This is a genomic window from Afipia sp. GW821-FHT14H12 (genome assembly GCF_058803465.1).
Map to the genome: position 1 here is coordinate 125,289 of NZ_JBXAOZ010000002.1, position 18,928 is coordinate 144,216.

Below are 18,928 nucleotides of genomic sequence, written 5' to 3' on the forward strand. Positions count from 1 at the left end.
GAAGGTTGCTCAGGCGGCTTTGTATTTTTCCCATCCTGCGGCGCGCAGCCGGCACGCCGGGCACTCGCCGCAGCCGTAACCCCAGTCATGCAGCGCGCCACGCTCACCGAGATAGCACGTGTGCGAATGCTGAACGATCAGATCGACCAGCGCCTCGCCACCGAGCTCATGCGCCAGCGCCCATGTCTGTGCCTTGTCACGCCACATCAGCGGCGTGTGCAACTCGAAGTCACGGCCCATGCCTTGGTTGAGCGCGACGTTCAGTGACTTGATCGTTTCATCCCGGCAATCCGGGTAGCCGGAATAATCCGTCTCGCACATGCCGCCGACGATATGACGGATTCCGCGCCGATAGCCGAGTGCGGCCGCGAAGGTGAGGAACAGAAGGTTGCGACCGGGCACAAAAGTGTTGGGCAAACCACCCTCTTCCATCTCGATCGCGATGTCACGCGTCAAGGCAGTGTCCGAAATTTCGGCCAGCGTCGGAATGGCGAGTGTGTGCGCCTCGCCGAACTTCGTCTTCCATTCAGGCTTGAGCCGTTTGAAGCCTTCAATCAGGGTTGCGCGGCATTCCAGCTCGATGGCATGGCGCTGGCCATAATCGAAGCCGAGCGTCTCGACGCGCGCGAAGCGGGATAGCGCCCACACTAGACAGGTCGCGGAATCCTGCCCGCCGGAAAACAGCACCAGCGCGGCATTTTCGGGTGTTTTGTCCATGGTTCGATCTATCACCCGGAATGGGTCCCGCCAACCGTGGAATATCGGGATTGAACGCAGGATTGAGGCTGGGCGAATGCTGACCGATCCGGCATAGAAAGGTATCTGCCATCATTCCGGTGCCCTATGAAACCGCCGTCGAACCCAACCGACATTGCCGCTCTTCTTGAAGTCATGGCCGCGTTGCGAACGCCCGTCACCGGCTGCCCATGGGATCTGGAGCAGACGTTCGAGACGATCGCGCCCTACACTGTTGAGGAAGCCTACGAAGTGGCGGATGCGATCGCGCGTGGAGATCTCGCCGATCTGCGCGAGGAACTGGGCGATCTCCTGCTGCAGGTCGTCTACCATGCCCGGATGGCGGAAGAGCAAGGCGCTTTCGCATTCCCCGAGGTGGTATCAGCCGTCGTCACCAAGATGGTCCGCCGCCATCCGCATGTGTTCGGTGACAAGGCAGGCCGCATGTCGCCAGCCGAAGTGAAGGAGAACTGGGGGCGGATCAAGGCTGAAGAAAAAGCCGAGCGCGCCACACGTCGCGGCGAGGAGCCTGAGGGAACGCCCTCTCTGCTGGCTTCGGTAAAATCCGGGCAACCTGCGCTGGCTCACGCCCTCGCACTTCAGGAGAAAGCAGGCACGGTCGGCTTCGACTGGAACGATCCGCGCGCGGTGCTCGCCAAAATCCGCGAGGAAGCCGACGAGATCGAAGCCGCGCTCGATGGCGGTGACGCAACGGAAATCGTCGCGGAAACCGGCGACCTTCTGTTTGCCGTGGTCAACCTCGCGCGCCACGCCAAGGTCGATCCGGACATGGCCCTGCGTGGGGCCAATGTGAAGTTCGAGCGCCGCTTCAATTACATCGAGCAGGAGCTGTTAAAGAGGGGCATGCCGTTCGAGCAGGCAACGCTCGATGACATGGAGGCGTTATGGTGCGAGGCAAAGTCCCGTGAAAACGGGAGTGGCGGCTAGTTTCAGTCGTCCTGTTCACGCGGCACCGCGCCGAAACGCGCAATAGCGATATCGCGCTTGGTCTCATCCACGCGGATCACCATGTCGAAATGATTTTCATCGAGATGTTTGTCGAGCACCTCGGCATTGCGGTGAATCCAGCTAATGCCTGCGCCATCGGTCGCGTCGACGCGAAGGTCGAGCGTGATCCGTGTGGCGGCAAGCCGCTCCTCGATGGCTTCCAGCAGTGCTTCGACGCCCTCGCCCGTCTCCGCCGACACCAGAAAGCATGGCCTTTCCGGCGGCCGGCGCGCGGCGATGCGTGCGAGATTTTCGCGCTCCTCCGGTGAAAACCGGTCGATCTTGTTCCAGACCTCGATCAGGCGATGGCCGGAGTCGGTGTCGATGTTCAATTGCCGCAGCACCTGATCGACATCACGCTCCTGCGCCTCGGCGTCCTCGTGTGAAATATCGCGGACGTGCAGGATGACGTCCGCCTCGATCACCTCTTCCAGCGTGGCGCGGAAGGCCGCGACCAGCATGGTCGGCAGGTCCGAGATAAACCCCACGGTATCGGAGATCATCGCCTTGCCGCCATGCGGCAGCTTGAGCGCACGCAAGGTCGGATCGAGGGTGGCGAACAGCATGTCGGCAGCCTGCACGTCCGCGCGCGTCAGGCGGTTGAACAGCGTCGATTTACCGGCATTGGTGTACCCGACGAGAGCGACGACACGATACGGCACGCGCTGGCGTCCGGCGCGATGCAGCCGCCGCGTTGCCTGCACCTTCTTCAGATCGTTTTCGATGCGAGTGATGCGCTCGCCGATCATGCGGCGGTCGGCCTCGATCTGGGTTTCGCCGGGGCCGCCCATGAAGCCGAAGCCGCCGCGCTGGCGCTCCAGATGCGTCCATGACCGCACGAGGCGGCTACGTTGATAGATCAGATGTGCGAGTTCGACCTGCAGCGTGCCTTCACGCGTCTTGGCGCGGCGGCCGAAGATTTCGAGGATCAGCCCGGTGCGGTCGAGCACCTTGACGTTCCACTCCTTCTCCAGATTGCGCTGCTGGATCGGCGACAGCGCACAATCCATCACCACGAGTTCAACCTCGTGCGCCTTGATCAGGCCGAGGATTTCTTCGACCTTACCCGTGCCGAGATAGGTCGCCGGGCGAATCTCGGATAGCGGCGCGATCAGGGCTTCGACGACAACGAGATCGATCGCCCGGGCAAGTCCGACGGCTTCATCGAGGCGAGCCTGCGGGTCGCGGATAGCGTCATTGCTGTTCGATACGAGGTCGGCGCCGCCACGGCGCAACCGCCGATACGGGCCGACAACGAGCACCCGGCTCGCCGTTCGTCCCTGTGCCGGTTGCCCCCCCGGCCGGTCGGCTGCCCCGCTGAAACTATGCGGGTCCAAGCAAGGTCCTCAAGCTGGAGCGTCCTCGCCGCCCTCGAACAGCGAGATCGGAGCGCCCGGCATGATGGTCGAGATCGCGTGCTTGTAGACAAGCTGCGAATGACCGTCGCGCCGCAGCAGCAGGCAAAAATTGTCGAACCAAGTGACAATACCCTGCAGTTTGACGCCGTTGACGAGGAAAATCGTCAGCGGGATCTTCGATTTACGAACGTGATTGAGGAAAGTGTCTTGCAGATTCTGTGCGCGGTCGGCTGCCATTGTTATTTTTTCCGCAGTCGTAGCTGTTTCTTGTTGTCTCCCGCCTGCATTCTTGCAGACGGACGCACCCCCTGAGATCCCCCTCCGGGTGTTGCGCTGCGATTAAAGGGCAGGCCCAAAGGTTAGGCAAGGCCACATCGTAGGCAGAACAGCCTAAATCAGCCAAAAATCTCAAGAAAACGTCGAAAAACCATGGAAATGGTCGCGCAGTTTCAGGGCAATCGACCCTGGAGAGCCAGTCCCGATCAGCTTTCCGTCGATCTTCACCACCGGCATGACAATCTGTGTGGAGGCGGTCACGAACGCTTCGGCAGCCTCATGGGCCTCCGCGGGTGTAAAGGGGCGTTCCTCCAGGCGGATTTGAAGGGCGGCCAATACCTCAATCAGCACGGCGCGGGTAATGCCGGGCAGGATGCCGCTTTCGGCCGAGCGCGTGACCACGGTTCCGGACTTGGTGACGATCCATGCGTTGCTGGATGAGCCCTCGGTGACACAACCATCGGGGCCAACGAACCACGCTTCGTAGGCGCCCTGCTCCTTGGCCTGCTGCTTGGCGAGCACGTTCGGCAGTAGCGACACCGACTTGATGTCGACGCGCGGCCAGCGGTTTTCCGGCACCGTGATGACAGCGATGCCCTTGGCCGCGATGGCCTGGTTCCTCTCGAAGTTGAGGCTTTTCGCCGTAACCGTCAGACTGGGCTTGACTGCGGGAGATGGAAAAGCGTGATCGCGGTGCGCGACGCCGCGCGTGATCTGCAGATAGATCAGGCCGTAATGGATGCGGTTGCGACGAACGACCTCATGCATCACTGTCGCAAGCGCGGCCTCAGCCATCGGCATCGCGATGCGGATTTCGCCGAGCGAACGCTTCAGCCGCGCCATGTGCCGGGGTAGATCGACCAGCGACCCGTTACGGATTTCGCAGACCTCATAGACGCCGTCGGAAAACTGGTAGCCACGGTCCTCGATATTGACGGCTGCATCGCGCAGATCGCAATAGCTGCCGTTGACGTAAGCAATGCGCGCCATCGCTCAGCCGACTCCCAGCGCCTTGAGCTTGCGATGAAGCGCGGACCGCTCCATGCCGACGAATTCCGCCGTCCGCGAGATGTTGCCGGAAAAGCGGCTGATCTGGGCGATCAGGTAGTCGCGCTCGAACACCTCGCGGGCTTCGCGCAACGGCAGCCCCATGATGTGTTCGCCGTTCACGCCGGTCGGCATCGCCGGAATCATTGAGCCGACGTCCTGCGGCAGCATATCGGCCGTGATCGTCGCCTCGGGTTCGCCGCCGGCCAAAATCATCACGCGCTCGATGTTGTTGCGCAACTGGCGCACGTTGCCCGGCCAGACGTGGGATTGCAGCACCGCCATCGCATCCTCGCCGATCTTGCGTTTCGGCAGACCCGTGGTGCTTGAAATCTGGTCCATGAAATAATCGACGAGTTCTGGAATGTCCTCGCGGCGCTCGGCCAGCGGCGGCACCCGGATCGGCACCACCGAAAGGCGATGATAGAGATCTTCGCGGAAGCGTCCTTCCGCGATCTCTGCCTCCAGATTGCGCGAGGTGGACGAAATGATACGGACATCGACATTCACCTTGGTCGTGCCGCCCGCTCGCTGAAAGGTCTGATCGACCAGTACGCGCAGAATCTTGTTCTGCGTCTCGCGCGGCATATCGGCGATTTCGTCGATGAACAGCGTACCGCCATGCGCCTCTTCCAGGGCACCCGCCTTGCGGCCGGTCTCGCCGTCGGCCAGTTCGACGCCGAACAACTCGACTTCCATCCGCTCCGGCGTGATTGCGGCGGCGTTGATGACCACGAACGGCCCCGACGCGCGGCTCGACAGATTGTGCAGCGTGCGCGCGACCAACTCCTTGCCTGCTCCCGACGGTCCCACGATCATGATGCGACTATTGGCCTTGCCTGCTCGGTCGATGGTCTGGCGCAACTGGTTCATGCAGGGCGATTTACCGATCAGTGAACCGGAGGAAGGCGCGAGCTGCTTCAGTTCGCGAACTTCGCGCTTGAGCCGCGAATTCTCCAGCGCGCGCGTCGCAACCAGCACCAACCGGTCGGCCTTGAAGGGCTTCTCGATGAAATCGTAGGCGCCGCGCTTGATCGCGGCGACAGCGGTTTCGATGTTGCCGTGACCGGAGATCATCACGATCGGCACATCGGTATGATCCTTCTTGATCTGTTCGAGCAGTTGCAGCCCGTCGAGCTTGCTGCCCTGCATCCAGATATCGAGGAAGATCAAATTCGGCCGGCGAGCGGATATTTCCGCAAGTGCTGTGTCGCTGTCGCGCGCGGTTCGCGTCTTATACCCCTCATCGTCGAGGATGCCGGCTACGAGGTCGCGGATGTCGGCTTCGTCGTCAACGATTAGAATGTCATTCGCCATGGGTTGCTTCCGCTGTTTCTGTCTTTTGTGGCGTATCGCTGGTGTTTACGTCTGTGTCTTTCGGGCGGCCCAAGACGGCAAAGCGCAGTCTCACCCAAGCGCCCCTCTGCCCCGGTCTGATGTTTGAGGCGTCGTTCAATTCGATTTTGCCGCCGTGATCCTCGAGTACGCGCCCGACGATGGCGAGGCCGAGGCCGGTGCCCTTCTCGCGCGTAGTCACGTAAGGCTCAAGCAGCCGCGCGCGGCTTTCCTTGGGCAGGCCGACGCCATTGTCGATGACATCGATGATGATATCGTCATCCTCTTGCGCGGCCGTGACGTCGATCCGTCCCTTGCCGAGTTCTTCCGGTGGCACCGCGCCGATTGCCTCGGTGGCGTTCTTGATGATGTTGGTCAGGGCCTGCGAAATCAGCCGGCGGTCGAAATGGGCCCGCATCGGCTCTTGCCTGATATCGGCCTCGATATCGATGTCGGGATGTCCGACCCTCATCAGGAATACGGCCTGCCGTACGGTATCGGCGACGTCTTCGCCCTCGATCACAGGCTTCGGCATTCGCGCGAACTTGGAGAACTCGTCCACCATGCGTCGGATGTCGTCGACCTGCCGCACGATGGTGTCGGTGCACTGATCGAACACCGCGCGATCCTCGACAATGGTCTTGCCGAACTTGCGGCGGATGCGTTCCGCCGATAACTGGATGGGCGTCAGCGGGTTCTTGATTTCATGGGCGATGCGCCGCGCTACGTCGGCCCACGCGGAGGTGCGCTGTGCGGATACCAGCTCGGTGATGTCGTCAAGTGTGATGATGTAGCCTTCCTGTGCCTGCCCTGACTGCTCGGCCGTGACACGGACGGACAGGTTGCGTGCGATGCCTGCGCGGTTGATCTCGATTTCGCCCTGCAACAGGCGGTGAGAGCCGCTCTTGGCGTTCTCCATCAAGTCGTTCAGTTCGGGAACAACCTCCGATAATGGGTGATTCAGTGCCTCGGTTTCGACAAGTCCGATCAGTTTTTCCGCCGAGCGGTTGAGAATGCCGATGATGCCGTTGTTGTCGACGCCGATGATGCCTGCGCTTGCCGACAGCAGAACCGCCTCGATGAAACGGCGGCGGCTGTCGATCATGTTACTGGCGCTCACAAGCTCGTCGCGCTGGGTGCGCAACTCCTGTGTCATCTTGTTGAAGGTCTCGCCGAGGTTGGCGAGATCGCCCTCGGATTTGATAACTGGCACCTGAACGTGCAGGTCGCCGGTCGAGACCAGATTGGCGGCGCTCATCAAACGCCGGATCGGCGCTACCAGACGGTTCGAGAAATTCAGGCCGATTACCACCGCCGACATCAGCACCGTGAGGGCGATCACGGTAAACATCAGCGCGAAGGCGACCTGAATGCCGAGCTTGCGCGATTCAAGCTCGCTGTATTCGGCGACGCTCGCTTGGGTCTGCCGCAACTGTGCAACAACGCGCGGATCGAGCAGCCGCGCCACATACAGGAACGTATCCTGAAACGCGCGCAGCCGGATCACCGCCGCGACATAGTTCTGCTGGATGAAGACACCGATCTGCGGGTCGTCCTCAGTGACGTTCTTGAGAAAATCCGGCGCGGGGGTGGTGAAGGTCTGGGTGATGCCGTTGGCGGCTGTCTCGAGGACATTGCTGTCCTTGTCGATGATCATCGCGCCCGGTAGATCGCGTGCTCTGGCGTTTTGGGTCAGCACGTTGCGGAAGCTCTGGCGGTCCTGATCCCAGAGGGGTCGCGCGTTGTTCAGGTCGTTGGCCATGCCGAGCACGTCGCCGCGTATCAGCTGGGCGTGCTCGTAGAGATAAGCATTGGCGATGGTCAGCGAATTCTGGATCACCGCTTTGGTCGGGCCGGAAAACAATCGGTCGAGGCCGCGATCGAGCGTGACGTTGGCGACGATCGACACCAGCACGGCTGGCAGAACTGCGATGACCGAAAACAGCGCCACGATCTGAACGTGGAGGCGCGCCGCCGCCCGCCCCCGCCGCCGTGCCTGGATCACCAGCCAGATTTCCCGGCCGATGATCAGCAGAAGCAGCAGGATGGTGGCTGCGTTGATAAGAAGGAAACCGATCACCACCCCGTGGGTCGGAATGATCGGCGTGAGGCCGGTCAGCACCACGAAGGTCAGGAACGCGGAGATCAACGCTAGCGCGACCGCGACCGGCATCAGCAGCCAGCGCAGCCGCCTGCCCTGCGGCTCGGCAAAGCGGGGTTCGATCGAGGCCGAAGTCTCCGAAGCGGTCATGCCCGATGATGCAAGAGGAGATAAACAGATGCGGCATTACCGCATCAGTGATGCATTCATATCACAATGTTGCCGAATTGCGACAATTCCTAGGCGCACTCAGAGAGGATTTGCCCTATCCAACGGCTAAATGCCCCGGCTGGGGGATACCTAGCCGGTGCGGTAGACTTGAATATCGAGGTCGCGGATCTTCTTGCGCAGGGTATTCCGGTTCAGCCCCAAGAGATCGGCGGCCCGAATCTGGTTGCCGCGCGTTGCCACCAAGGCGGCGGTGAGCAGCGGAACCTCCATCTCACGCAAAATCCGGTGGTACAGGCCGGGCGGCGGCAGCGCGTTCGGGAAACCTGCGAAGTGCGCAGCGAGATAGCTCTCGACCGCATTGCCGAGATTCTCGACCTTCTGCGGCCCGCCGTTTGAGGCGGCTCCGGCGGCAGCAGCCGGGGCAAGCTCGCCTTCGATGACGGACGCGGTGATGACATCCTGCGGGTACAGCGCAGCTAGGCGGCGCGCGAGGTTTTCAAGTTCACGCACGTTGCCGGGCCAGCGGTGTTGCTTCATCCGCTCCATCGCCTGGGCATCGAGATTCTTGAGCGGCAGACCGTCCTTCTCTGCCAGCGCGAAGAAGTGCCGGACAAGATCGGGAAGATCCTCGATGCGTTCACGCAGAGGTGGAAGCCTCAGCGGCACGACATTGAGCCGGAAGAACAAATCCTCGCGGAATAGACCCTGCTGGATCAGGATGCGCAGGTCCTTGTTGGAGGCTGCCACGATCCGTACGTCGGTCTTGATCGCGGTACGGCCGCCGACGGTGGTGTATTCGCCCTGCTGCAGCACGCGCAGCAGCCTTGTCTGCGCCTCCATCGGCATGTCGCCGATCTCGTCGAGGAACAGCGTGCCACCCTCCGCCTGCTCGAAGCGGCCGGTGGCGCGGGTGTTGGCGCCAGTGAAGGCGCCGCGTTCGTGCCCGAACAGTTCGGATTCGATCAGATCGCGCGGAATCGCAGCCATGTTGATGGCGACGAACGGCCCGTTCCGCCGCTTGCCGTAATCGTGCAGCGCGCGCGCCACCAATTCCTTGCCGGTGCCGGACTCGCCGGTGATCATCACGGTGAGGTCGGTCTGCATCAGCCGCGCCAGCACGCGGTAGATTTCCTGCATCGCGGCCGAACGGCCGACCAGCGGAATGGAATCGAACTCGCCCTCATCCGGAGCCCCCCCCGGACGCTCCTTCGGCTCGGCCAGCGCGCGGCCGACGATCGCGATCAGTTCCTTCAGGTCGAAGGGCTTCGGCAGATATTCATAGGCCCCGCGCTCGGAAGCGCGGATCGCGGTCATGAAGGTGTTCTGCGCGCTCATGACGATGACCGGCAGGTTCGGCCGCAGCTTCTTGATCCGCGGCAACAGGTCGAAGGCGTTTTCGTCCGGCATCACCACGTCGGTGATGACGAGATCGCCCTCGCCCTGATTGACCCAGCGCCACAGCGTCGCGGCGTTGCTGGTAAGCCGCACTTCGTATCCGGCGCGGATCAGCGCCTGATTGAGCACGGTGCGGATCGCGGTGTCGTCGTCGGCGACTAGAATGCTACCTGCTGGCATGGATCTTCCTCATGTGGCGCTATCGCGTCTGGAGGCCGTTCCCGCGGCTTCCCCGTCGCTGTGGGGTTGGGTTGAGTTGAACATCGGCAGCAGCACACGGAAGATCGTTTTCCGCGGCTGAGATTCGCATTCGATGATGCCGCCATGGTCGCCGACGATCTTCGCGACCAGTGCGAGGCCAAGCCCGCTGCCGGTCGGCTTGGTCGTCACGAATGGATCGAACAGGTTTGGCAGCAAATCGTCCGGCACGCCGTGGCCGTTGTCCTTGACGCAGAACTCCAGCGGCAGCGACACGCGCGTGGCCTTGCCGGGGACCGACAGGCGCACGCCGGGACGGAAGGCCGTGGTGAGCGCGATTTCCGGCTCATCGACATCGGCCACCGCTTCCGCGGCGTTCTTCACCAGATTAAGAAAGACCTGAATCAACTGGTCCTGATTGGCCAGCACCGGCGGCAGTGAGGGATCGTAATCCTCGATGAAACGGATGTTGCGGGCGAATCCGGACTGTGCGAGCCGCTTCACATGATCGAGCACTGAGTGGATGTTGACCGGCCCGCGCGCGACGGGGCGCTCGTCGCCGAACACCTCCATGCGATCGACCAGCGTTACGATACGGTCGGCCTCGTCGCAGATCAACCGCGTCAGCGAGCGATCCTCGGGTGTCGCGGCCTGCTCCAGAAGCTGCGCCGCGCCACGAATGCCCGAGAGCGGATTCTTGATCTCATGCGCGAGCATCGCGGCGAGCGCGGTGACCGATCGCGCGGCGCTGCGATGGGTGAGCTGACGGTCCATCTTGTCGGCGATGGTGCGGCCCTGAAGCATGACGACGATATGCCCCGGCCGCTCCGGCAGAGGCGCGACGTGAATATCGACCTGGCGATCAGCACCGATGCGCGGCGTCGAGAGATCGACCTTGTATTCATTGACGGCATTGCCCTCGCGGCGGACTTGTTCGATCAGCCCGAGTAGCGGACTGCCGAAAGGGATGAAGTCTTTCAGCGACAGGCGCTTGAGATGCTGGATCGAAGTTTCAAAGAAGGCTTCCGCCGCCATATTGGCATCGGCCACCCGTCCGTCAGGCGCGACCAGCATCACCGGATTAGGCAGCGCGTTCAGCATCGCTTCGCTGATGCCGTTGGTCGTTCGTTCGTCCGCCGCGACGCTCATGCTGCCGCGCTCCGTGCAAAGGAATCGAAAGCCTGATCGAGCAAGGCATGAACGTCATCGGGCCGCTCGCTGGTGAGGATCTTTCCGCGCCATTCCTTCAATGCGGTGATGCCGGCACCTGCGCCCTCTTCAGCGACATCAAGGCCCCAGCCGAGATGCTTGCGGGCATGGCGCAACCCGATACGCGCGCCATAATGCGAAAGAATGTCGTCGTAGAGTGTGCGCAGATAGCCGAGCTGCACGTCGAGCGCAGGATCGGTCTCCGCCGCCCCACCCGCCAACTGCCGCGCGATCTGCCCGGGAAGCCATGGACGACCCTGTGCACCGCGACCGATCATCACCGCGTCCGCACCGGATGCGGCAAGCGCGGCCACCGCGTCTTCGTAACTGGCGATATCGCCGTTGACGACCAGCGGAATGGCGATCGCCTCGCGCACGGCGCGAACGGCATTCCAGTCCGCGTCACCCTTGTAGAACTGGCAGCGGGTGCGGCCATGCACGGTCACCATCTGGATGCCGGATGCTTCGGCGCGACGCGCAAGTTCAGGCGCGTTGAGCGACGCATGATCCCAGCCGAGCCGCATCTTCAGCGTCACCGGAATTTTCACCGCCGCGATGGTCGCCTCGATCAGCGTCATGGCATGATCAAGATCGCGCATCAGCGCAGAACCTGACTGTCCACCGGTGACGTGCCGCGCGGGGCAGCCCATGTTGATGTCGATGATGTCCGCGCCGCCGCTTTCCGCGATGCGTGCGCCTTCCGCCATCCATTTTGCTTCACAGCCGGCAAGCTGCACGACATGCGGTCCGATCCCCGCCGCCTCGCAGCGCAGGACGGACATCGCACGGCCGCGCGCCAGATCGTCGCTCGCCGTCATCTCCGAAACGACAAGGCCCGCGCCGAGCCTGGCTGCAACACGGCGTAAGGGCGCGTCTGTAATGCCGGACATCGGTGCCAGCAGCACCCGGTTGGCGATGTCGATACCGCCAATTCGAAGGCCTTTTACGATGGGAGTCGGGTCGACAGGCACCGTGGTCTTTCCGTTGGCAAAAAAAGCCAGTAATGATCCGCATATTAAATAAGCAAATCATCTTACTGCCTATAGATTAGACAAAATCATTCAAAACACAAGTGCGGCGCAGCATTTTTGGCGAAGGATTGAAAGGACATAGGGTCAGAAAGGGAACAGAAGCCTCCGAATCCGGGCCAGCCTGTGCTAAGGAACGGCCCAATCCTCTTTTCTGTTGTGAGTTCAATGCCCTCTTCCAAACGAGCAGCCGCCATTATCGTTGCTGGCGGGCGCGGCCTTCGCGCCGGGGCTGGCAGCCCGAAGCAGTACCGCACGCTGGCCGGCCAGAGTGTATTGGCCCGCGCCATGACCCCCTTCTGCACCCATCCTGGTATTTCGGCGGTCCAGCCGGTCCGCCACGCGGACGACGCGGCTTTATTCGCGGAAGCCGTGCAAGGGCTGACTTATCGCCCTGCCGTCGCCGGTGGCGCCACGCGGCAGCAATCGGTCCGCGCCGGGCTCGAGGCACTGGTGTCCGAGGCACCCGACATCGTTCTGATTCATGACGCCGCGCGCGCTTTCGTGACACAGGATGTGATTTCCCGCGCGATCAACACAGCGCTTGCGACTGGAGCGGCGATTCCCGTGGTCCCGGTCAACGACACGGTGAAACGTGTCGGGGGCACCGGACTTGTGGAGGACACACCGAACCGCGCGGCATTGCGCATCGCGCAGACACCGCAGGCGTTCGCGTATCAGACCATCCTCGAGGCGCACCGTCGCGCCGCCGCCGAAGGCCGAGACGATTTCACCGACGATTCCGCGCTTGCTGAATGGGCAGGATTGACGGTCGCAACCTTTCAAGGCGATGCTGCCAATATGAAACTGACCACCCCCGAAGATTTTTCCCGCGAGGAAATCCGCCTTGCTGCCGCGCTCGGCGATGTCCGCACCGGCACCGGCTACGACGTGCATGCGTTCGGCGACGGAGACCATCTGTGGCTGTGCGGCGTAAAGGTGCCGTTCCATCGCGGCTTCCTCGCCCATTCCGATGGCGATGTCGGTTTGCACGCGATCGTCGATGCGATTTTGGGCGCGCTGTCGGATGGAGATATTGGCTCGCACTTCCCGCCGAGCGATCCGAAGTGGAAGGGTGCCGCCTCCGATCAGTTTCTGATCCATGCTGTCGATCTGGTGAAACAGCGCGGCGGCCGCATCGCCCATCTCGAAGTCACGCTGATCTGCGAAGCGCCGAAGGTCGGTCCCTTGCGCGAGACCATGCGCGCGAAGATCGCCGAGATCACCGGCCTGCCAGTGTCGCGCGTGGCGGTAAAGGCGACGACCAGCGAACGGCTCGGCTTCACCGGCCGTCAGGAAGGCATTGCTGCGACGGCGGCAGCAACCATCCGCCTGCCCTGGGCGGACGATATGACCGGGAGCCACTGAGATGAGCGACAGCGCCACACGGGCGTTGTCCCGCTCCCTCCTCGATCTCTGCCGGATGCGCAAGCTGAAGATCGCGACGGCCGAGTCCTGCACCGGCGGTCTCGTCGTGGCGGCGCTGACCGAAGTGCCCGGCTCCTCAGATGTTGTCGATCGAGGCTTCGTCACCTATTCCAACGAAGCCAAGCACGCGATGATCGGCGTCGAGACAGCCAAACTGGAGACCTTCGGCGCGGTCAGCAAGGAAGTCGCAATCGCGATGGCCTTCGGCGCCCTCGAACATGCCGACGTCGATCTCGCGGTGGCCATCACCGGCATCGCCGGACCGGGAGGCGCCACGCCGGGCAAGCCAGTCGGCCTTGTCCACTTCGCGGTGGCGGCGCGCGACGGGCGCATCATCCATCACGAACAGCGGTTCGGCGCTATTGGGCGCAGCAGCGTCCGGCAGCAGTCCGTCATCGAAGCGCTGAAAATGCTCATCGAGATGGCGCGCGGGCCAAAAGCGCCGGTCAAGCGTTCGCGCGCGGCAGTCCATAGACTGCGTCCGCGCGCTTCTCGAACGCCGACGCGAACTTCTGGAAAGCGGCGTCGAACATCGCGCCCATCAACACCGCGAGCATCCGACTCTTGAATTCGTAGGCGATGAAGAAATTTACGTCGCAGGTGTCGTCGCCCTTGGCGTCGAATGTCCAGCGGTTCTGGAGCCTCGAGAACGGCCCTTTCAGGTACTCGACCACAATCTTCAAATTCAGGCGGTCGAGTGTGACGCGGCTGGTGAAGGTTTCGCGCACGAGTTGAAACGATACGCTCATGTCCGCGACGATGGTCTCTGTCCCGTCAGGGTTGACCGTGCGGTGGCGGACTCTCAGCGATTGGCACAGCGGCACGAATTGCGGATAGCGTTCGACATCGGCAACGAGATCGAACATCTGCGAGGCGCTGTGGCGAACGCGCCGCCTGTTGGAAAATTGCGGCATCAGCCCGCGGATTGCAGCTTGGCCTCGCGCGCAGCCTTGAGCCTGGCAAAATCCTCGCCCGCATGGTGCGAGGAACGCGTCAGCGGGCTTGCCGAGGCCATCAGGAAGCCCTTGGTGAAGGCGATCTGCTCATAGCCCTTGAATTCTTCCGGCGTGACGTAACGCATCACCGCATGATGTTTCAGAGTGGGCTGCAGATATTGCCCGACGGTGAGGAAATCGACATCGGCCGAGCGCAGGTCGTCCATCACCTGCAGCACTTCGTGCCGTTCCTCACCCAAACCGACCATGATGCCGGACTTGGTGAAGATCGTGGGATCGATTTCCTTCACTCGTTGCAACAGTCGCACCGAATGGAAATATCGCGCGCCGGGGCGTACGCTTTGATAGCGCGAGGGTACGGTTTCGAGATTGTGGTTGAACACGTCGGGCTTGGCGGCAACGACAACCTCGAGCGCGCCATCTTTGCGCAGGAAATCCGGCGTGAGAATCTCGATGGTCGTGGTCGGGCAGCTTTCGCGGATTGCGCGGATGGTTCGCGCGAAATGTTCGGCGCCGCCGTCAGCGAGATCGTCGCGGTCGACGGAGGTGACGACGACATGCGCAAGGCCCAGCTTCTTGGTTGCCAGCGCCACATGTGCGGGTTCATCAGGGTCGAGCCCGTCCGGCATGCCGGTCCGCACATTGCAGAATGCACAGGCTCGCGTGCAGGTGTCACCCATGATCATGAAGGTGGCGTGCTTTTTGTCCCAGCACTCGCCGATGTTCGGGCAGCCCGCCTCCTCGCAAACCGTGACGAGGCCGTTTTCCTTCACGATGTTGCGGGTGTTGGCGTAACTGCGCGAGGTCGGCGCACGGACGCGAATCCAGTCAGGTTTAGGTGGCGAAACCGAGTCGGGGCGATTGGCCTTTTCCGGGTGACGCGGCCTGACCTGCCGCTCCGAAATCGTGTCGATCAAGGTGACCATCAAAAGCCCGTCTGTATCCGTTGCGGCGGTTTCCGCGCTTCCCAAAGTAGGATCACATGCCGATTGCAGCAACCCATACCGGCGAGGTAACGTCCCTGCCTAGCATATTTCCATGCGCCGTGCATGCCCCGCCGATTCATCGCTTCCCTGCCCCGATGCCTGCCACCGATCATCGCCCCGCGCTGGGCAAGCAATTAAAGCGCAGTTTCTTCGCCCGCAGCGTTCATGAAATTGCGCCGGAGCTGATTGGCGCGACACTACTGGTGAATGGCGTAGGCGGTACCATCGTCGAGGTCGAGGCCTACCATCAGACCGAGCCGGCCGCGCATTCCTATCGTGGCATCACGCCCCGCACACAGGTGATGTTCGGCCCGCCGGGGTATCTCTACGTCTATCGTTCCTACGGCATCCACTGGTGCATGAATTTCGTCTGTGAGGCGGAGGGTTCGGCGGCGGCAGTTCTGATCCGGGCGGTGGAGCCCACGCGCGGGCTGGCTGCAATGCGCCGCCGGCGCGGATTGCACGATGAACGGTCGCTGTGTTCAGGGCCGGGCAAAGTGTGTGCCGCTCTCGCCGTGACCATCAAGCATAATGGCTGCGCGCTCGATGCGTCGCCAATTGCCATTCATGCGCGCACCGAAGTGCCGCAGATCGCCTCCGGTGTGCGTATCGGGATCACCAAGGCAGCCGAACTGCCGTGGCGCTATGGCGTGAAAGGCTCGCGGTTTTTGAGCAAGCCGTTTCCGAAGGACTAGGCAGAGCTGCCGTCTATCCCGCCGCTTTCAGGCGTTCCAGCGCATCGACGATCTTGGTTCGGCGGCCGACAGCCTCCTCGCGCTTCTCGCGTTGCTCGTCGATGACTTCTTCCGGCGCGTTAGCAACGAACTTCTCGTTGCCGAGCTTGGCGTCCACGCGCGCGATATCGGCGTCGGCCTTGGCCAACTCCTTCTCGAGCCGCGTCTTCTCCGCCGCCAGATCGATCACCCCCTTGAGCGGTATAGCGGCGGTCTCGCCGCGCACCAGCAATTGCAACGAGCCTCGCGGGGCCGCGGCATCGAACGAGATTTCGGCGACGCGCGCCATCCTCTTGATGACGTCGCTCCAGCGCAAGGCACGTTCCTGAAGTTCCTTTGCGGCACCGACCAGGATCAGCGGAAACAGCGTCGCTGGTGCGATGTTCATTTCCGCGCGCACCGAGCGGATCGTGGTGACGAGGTCGATCAGCCAGCCGATCTCCGCCTCCGCCTTCGGATCGGAGAAGGTTTCGGCCTGTCCGGCAGATGCGGGCATGACCGGAATGGCGAGCGGGTCGCCCGCCATCGCCGTCTGCATCGATGCTTCCAGTGCGATTTCGTCGTCGGGCTGGATCGGCCAGGCCGCAAGCGCCAGTACGTTATCGCGCTTCGCGGTCACCGCCCACAACTCCTCGGTGATGTAGGGCATGAACGGATGCAGAAGCTTGAGTATCTCGTCGCGTGCCCAGGCGACGGCCGCCTGCGTTTCGCGCTTGGCCTCGCTGTCCGGGCCGGTCAGCACGGGCTTTGCGAGCTCGAGATACCAGTCGCAATATACGTTCCAGACGAAACGATAGATCGCACCAGCCGCATCGTTGAAGCGATAGGCCCGGATCGCCTCAGTCACTTCATGGGTCGCGCGCGAGGTTTCATGCGCGATCCAGCGGTTCAGCGTTTCCTTGCATTGCGTAGCGTCGAATCCCTTCGCAAGCTCACAGCCATTCATTTCGGCAAAGCGCGATGCATTCCACAGCTTGGTCGCGAAGTTGCGATAGCCTTCGACGCGTTGGGTGGAAAGCTTGATGTCGCGGCCTTGGGCGGCCATTGCCGCCAGCGTGAAGCGCAGCGCGTCCGCGCCGTAGTCATCGATGAGGTGCAGCGGATCGATGACGTTGCCTTTCGACTTCGACATTTTCGCGCCCTTCTCGTCACGGACGAGCGCATGAATGTAGACAGTCGGGAACGGCACATCGTTCATGAAGTGCAGGCCCATCATCATCATACGGGCGACCCAGAAAAAGATGATGTCGAAGCCGGTGACGAGGACACTGGTCGGATAGTAGCGCCTCACGTCCTTCTCGTCATCGGGCCAACCGAGCGTCGAGAACGGCCACAGCGCCGAGGAGAACCATGTGTCAAGCACATCCTCGTCGCGCGTGATAAACTCCTCGCGCTTGGCAGGATCGACCGCCATCTCGTGAGCCTGCTCGTCGGTGATGACGCCCTGCTCGGTGTAATAACCGAGCGCCTTGCCGACGGCTTCTTCTTCCGTCTCGGCGACGAACACCTTGCCATCGGGGCCATACCACGCCGGAATTTGGTGTCCCCACCAGAGCTGGCGCGAGATGCACCACGGCTGGATGTTCTCCATCCATTCGAAATAGGTCTTTTCCCAGTTCTTCGGCACGAACGCCGTCGCGCCGTTGCGCACGGCGGCGATAGCAGGCGCGGCCAGCGTCTTGGCGTCCACGTACCACTGGTCGGTGAGGAACGGCTCGATCACCACGCCGGAGCGGTCGCCATGTGGCACCATATGCGTGTTGGGCTCAATCTTCTCGAGATAGCCCTGCTGCTCCAGGCGCGCGACGATGTCGCGCCGTGCGGCGAAGCGCTCCATGCCGTGCATTTCGCCGATCAGATCAAGGCCGTTCTGGGCGATGCCCTTGCGGTAGTCGTCGTTGTCCGCCAGCGCGAGGCGGCCTTCGATATCGAGAATGTTGATCTGCGGCAGCTTGTGTCGCTTGCCGACCTCGAAGTCGTTGAAGTCGTGCGCGGGCGTGATCTTCACCGCTCCGGAACCCTTCTCCGGGTCGGAGTAATCGTCGGCGACGATCGGAATTTTGCGGCCGACCAGCGGCAGCACGACGTTCTTGCCGACCACGCTGCGGTAGCGGTCATCCGCCGGGTTCACCGCGACCGCGCTGTCACCGAGCATCGTTTCCGGGCGTGTCGTCGCCACCACGATAAAGGTCGATGGGTCTTCGGGGTTGAAGGTTTTGCCTTCATAGGGATAGCGCAGATGCCAGAGATTGCCCTTGACCTCGATCTGCTGCACTTCGAGATCCGAGATCGCGGTCAGCAGTTTCGGGTCCCAGTTGACGAGCCGCTTGTCCTTGTAGATCAGCCCGTCGCGATGCAACGCGACGAACACTTTTGCGACGGCGCGCGACAGGCCCTCGTCCATGGTGAAGCGCTCACGCGACCAGTCGCAGGAGGCGCCAAGCCGCTTCAACTGGTTGACGATGATGCCGCCGGATTCCGCCTTCCACTGCCAGACGCGCTCGAGGAATTTCTCGCGGCCCATGTCGCGACGCGACGGCTCCTTGCGTTCGGCAAGCTGGCGCTCAACCACCATCTGCGTGGCGATGCCGGCATGGTCGGTGCCCGGTTGCCACAATACATCGCGGCCACGCATACGCTCGAACCGGCACAGGATATCCTGCAGCGTGTTGTTGAGTGCGTGGCCCATATGCAGCGAGCCGGTGACGTTCGGCGGCGGAATGACGATCGTGAAAGGCTCGGCATCGCGCCGCTCCGGCCGTCCGGCCTTGAAGGCTCCCGCATCGTCCCATGCGGCGCGGATACGCGGTTCGATTTCGGCGGGCTGGTAGTTTTTCTCGATCATCACAATGCAATCATGGGGTCGCGAGCCGGATATGGCTCGTCTGTCGGAAGAAGGATGCGGTGCGATTATAGCGCAGATGAGGCTTTAGCGGCCTGCCTGTGCGCGTCAAGTCCCGGAA

15 protein-coding genes and 1 pseudogene are annotated in these 18,928 nt (G+C 62.3%); 4 read left to right on the plus strand and 12 right to left on the minus strand.

Going from position 1 to position 18,928, the window contains the following annotated elements; all coding sequences use genetic code 11:
* Positions 1–9: 9 nt before the first annotated feature.
* Positions 10–717: a 7-cyano-7-deazaguanine synthase QueC gene (gene queC, locus AC1RNA_RS12225; RefSeq protein WP_492951292.1), complete on the minus strand. Its 708-nt coding sequence runs from the start codon at positions 715–717 to the stop codon at positions 10–12.
* Between the two features lie 126 nt (positions 718–843).
* Here queC and mazG point away from each other — a divergent pair, with 126 nt between their 5' ends.
* A complete protein-coding gene (mazG, locus tag AC1RNA_RS12230) occupies positions 844–1,683 on the plus strand; it encodes a nucleoside triphosphate pyrophosphohydrolase (RefSeq protein WP_492951293.1) in 840 nt (279 codons plus the stop codon).
* 2 nt (positions 1,684–1,685) lie between these two features.
* Here mazG and hflX read toward each other — a convergent pair whose 3' ends face one another.
* The 8 genes from hflX to dusB all read right to left on the minus strand — a co-directional run bounded on the left by hflX (position 1,686) and on the right by dusB (position 11,723).
* Positions 1,686–3,080, minus strand: coding sequence for a GTPase HflX (gene hflX / locus AC1RNA_RS12235; RefSeq protein ID WP_492951294.1), 1,395 nt, complete (start codon positions 3,078–3,080; stop codon positions 1,686–1,688).
* A 9-nt stretch (positions 3,081–3,089) separates the two neighbouring features.
* Entirely contained in the window at positions 3,090–3,338 is a 249-nt protein-coding gene (gene hfq / locus AC1RNA_RS12240) for an RNA chaperone Hfq (protein WP_009339450.1), read from the minus strand.
* A gap of 171 nt (positions 3,339–3,509) precedes the next feature.
* A complete protein-coding gene (locus AC1RNA_RS12245) occupies positions 3,510–4,367 on the minus strand; it encodes a D-amino-acid transaminase (protein WP_492951295.1) in 858 nt (285 codons plus the stop codon).
* 3 nt (positions 4,368–4,370) lie between these two features.
* A complete protein-coding gene (gene ntrX / locus AC1RNA_RS12250) occupies positions 4,371–5,741 on the minus strand; it encodes a nitrogen assimilation response regulator NtrX (RefSeq protein ID WP_009339448.1) in 1,371 nt (456 codons plus the stop codon).
* The gene (locus tag AC1RNA_RS12255; RefSeq protein WP_492951296.1) at positions 5,731–8,010 is read right to left on the minus strand and encodes a sensor histidine kinase NtrY-like; all 2,280 of its coding nucleotides are present in this window, start codon (positions 8,008–8,010) and stop codon (positions 5,731–5,733) included. Before AC1RNA_RS12255 ends, ntrX begins: the two co-directional genes overlap by 11 nt.
* Before the next feature lie 150 nt (positions 8,011–8,160).
* Positions 8,161–9,606 carry a nitrogen regulation protein NR(I) gene (gene ntrC / locus AC1RNA_RS12260; RefSeq protein ID WP_009339446.1) on the minus strand — a complete coding sequence of 482 codons (1,446 nt, stop codon included), beginning with the start codon at positions 9,604–9,606 and terminating at the stop codon, positions 8,161–8,163.
* Between the two features lie 9 nt (positions 9,607–9,615).
* On the minus strand, positions 9,616–10,773 hold the full coding sequence (locus AC1RNA_RS12265; protein ID WP_009339445.1) for a two-component system sensor histidine kinase NtrB: 1,158 nt from the start codon (positions 10,771–10,773) through the stop codon (positions 9,616–9,618).
* Positions 10,770–11,723: a tRNA dihydrouridine synthase DusB gene (gene dusB, locus AC1RNA_RS12270; protein WP_492951547.1), complete on the minus strand. Its 954-nt coding sequence runs from the start codon at positions 11,721–11,723 to the stop codon at positions 10,770–10,772. Before dusB ends, AC1RNA_RS12265 begins: the two co-directional genes overlap by 4 nt.
* A 306-nt stretch (positions 11,724–12,029) precedes the next feature.
* Between dusB and AC1RNA_RS12275 the strand changes: the two genes are divergently transcribed.
* Together AC1RNA_RS12275 and AC1RNA_RS12280 are read left to right on the plus strand one after the other, a co-directional pair.
* Positions 12,030–13,229, plus strand: a complete 1,200-nt coding sequence (locus tag AC1RNA_RS12275; RefSeq protein WP_009339443.1) for a bifunctional 2-C-methyl-D-erythritol 4-phosphate cytidylyltransferase/2-C-methyl-D-erythritol 2,4-cyclodiphosphate synthase — start codon at positions 12,030–12,032, stop codon at positions 13,227–13,229.
* 55 nt (positions 13,230–13,284) lie between these two features.
* Positions 13,285–13,653: pseudogene (locus tag AC1RNA_RS12280) on the plus strand (CinA family protein); the annotation flags it as partial.
* A gap of 82 nt (positions 13,654–13,735) precedes the next feature.
* On the opposite strand, the gene AC1RNA_RS12285 reads toward AC1RNA_RS12280, so the two are convergent.
* Both AC1RNA_RS12285 and lipA read right to left on the minus strand, forming a co-directional pair.
* On the minus strand, positions 13,736–14,203 hold the full coding sequence (locus AC1RNA_RS12285; protein ID WP_009339441.1) for a type II toxin-antitoxin system RatA family toxin: 468 nt from the start codon (positions 14,201–14,203) through the stop codon (positions 13,736–13,738).
* Positions 14,203–15,171 (minus strand): lipoyl synthase, encoded by a 969-nt coding sequence (gene lipA / locus AC1RNA_RS12290; protein ID WP_009339440.1) that lies wholly within the window; start codon positions 15,169–15,171, stop codon positions 14,203–14,205. The genes AC1RNA_RS12285 and lipA overlap by 1 nt, the downstream gene beginning before the upstream one ends.
* 155 nt (positions 15,172–15,326) lie before the next feature.
* Here lipA and AC1RNA_RS12295 point away from each other — a divergent pair, with 155 nt between their 5' ends.
* Entirely contained in the window at positions 15,327–15,926 is a 600-nt protein-coding gene (locus AC1RNA_RS12295) for a DNA-3-methyladenine glycosylase (protein WP_492951297.1), read from the plus strand.
* Between the two features lie 13 nt (positions 15,927–15,939).
* Here the strand turns inward: AC1RNA_RS12295 and AC1RNA_RS12300 are convergent, their stop codons facing one another.
* Positions 15,940–18,810 carry a valine--tRNA ligase gene (locus AC1RNA_RS12300; protein WP_492951548.1) on the minus strand — a complete coding sequence of 957 codons (2,871 nt, stop codon included), beginning with the start codon at positions 18,808–18,810 and terminating at the stop codon, positions 15,940–15,942.
* Between the last annotated feature and the right edge of the window lie 118 nt (positions 18,811–18,928).

Coding starts and splice junctions, on each gene's coding strand:
- queC (WP_492951292.1), bottom strand. CDS start 717: ATGGACAAAACACCCGAAAATGCCGCGCTGGTGCTGTTTTCCGGCGGG.
- mazG (WP_492951293.1), top strand. CDS start 844: ATGAAACCGCCGTCGAACCCAACCGACATTGCCGCTCTTCTTGAAGTC.
- hfq (WP_009339450.1), bottom strand. CDS start 3,338: ATGGCAGCCGACCGCGCACAGAATCTGCAAGACACTTTCCTCAATCAC.
- AC1RNA_RS12245 (WP_492951295.1), bottom strand. CDS start 4,367: ATGGCGCGCATTGCTTACGTCAACGGCAGCTATTGCGATCTGCGCGAT.
- ntrX (WP_009339448.1), bottom strand. CDS start 5,741: ATGGCGAATGACATTCTAATCGTTGACGACGAAGCCGACATCCGCGAC.
- AC1RNA_RS12255 (WP_492951296.1), bottom strand. CDS start 8,010: ATGACCGCTTCGGAGACTTCGGCCTCGATCGAACCCCGCTTTGCCGAG.
- ntrC (WP_009339446.1), bottom strand. CDS start 9,606: ATGCCAGCAGGTAGCATTCTAGTCGCCGACGACGACACCGCGATCCGC.
- AC1RNA_RS12265 (WP_009339445.1), bottom strand. CDS start 10,773: ATGAGCGTCGCGGCGGACGAACGAACGACCAACGGCATCAGCGAAGCG.
- dusB (WP_492951547.1), bottom strand. CDS start 11,723: ATGTCCGGCATTACAGACGCGCCCTTACGCCGTGTTGCAGCCAGGCTC.
- AC1RNA_RS12275 (WP_009339443.1), top strand. CDS start 12,030: ATGCCCTCTTCCAAACGAGCAGCCGCCATTATCGTTGCTGGCGGGCGC.
- AC1RNA_RS12285 (WP_009339441.1), bottom strand. CDS start 14,203: ATGCCGCAATTTTCCAACAGGCGGCGCGTTCGCCACAGCGCCTCGCAG.
- lipA (WP_009339440.1), bottom strand. CDS start 15,171: ATGGTCACCTTGATCGACACGATTTCGGAGCGGCAGGTCAGGCCGCGT.
- AC1RNA_RS12295 (WP_492951297.1), top strand. CDS start 15,327: ATGCCTGCCACCGATCATCGCCCCGCGCTGGGCAAGCAATTAAAGCGC.
- AC1RNA_RS12300 (WP_492951548.1), bottom strand. CDS start 18,810: ATGATCGAGAAAAACTACCAGCCCGCCGAAATCGAACCGCGTATCCGC.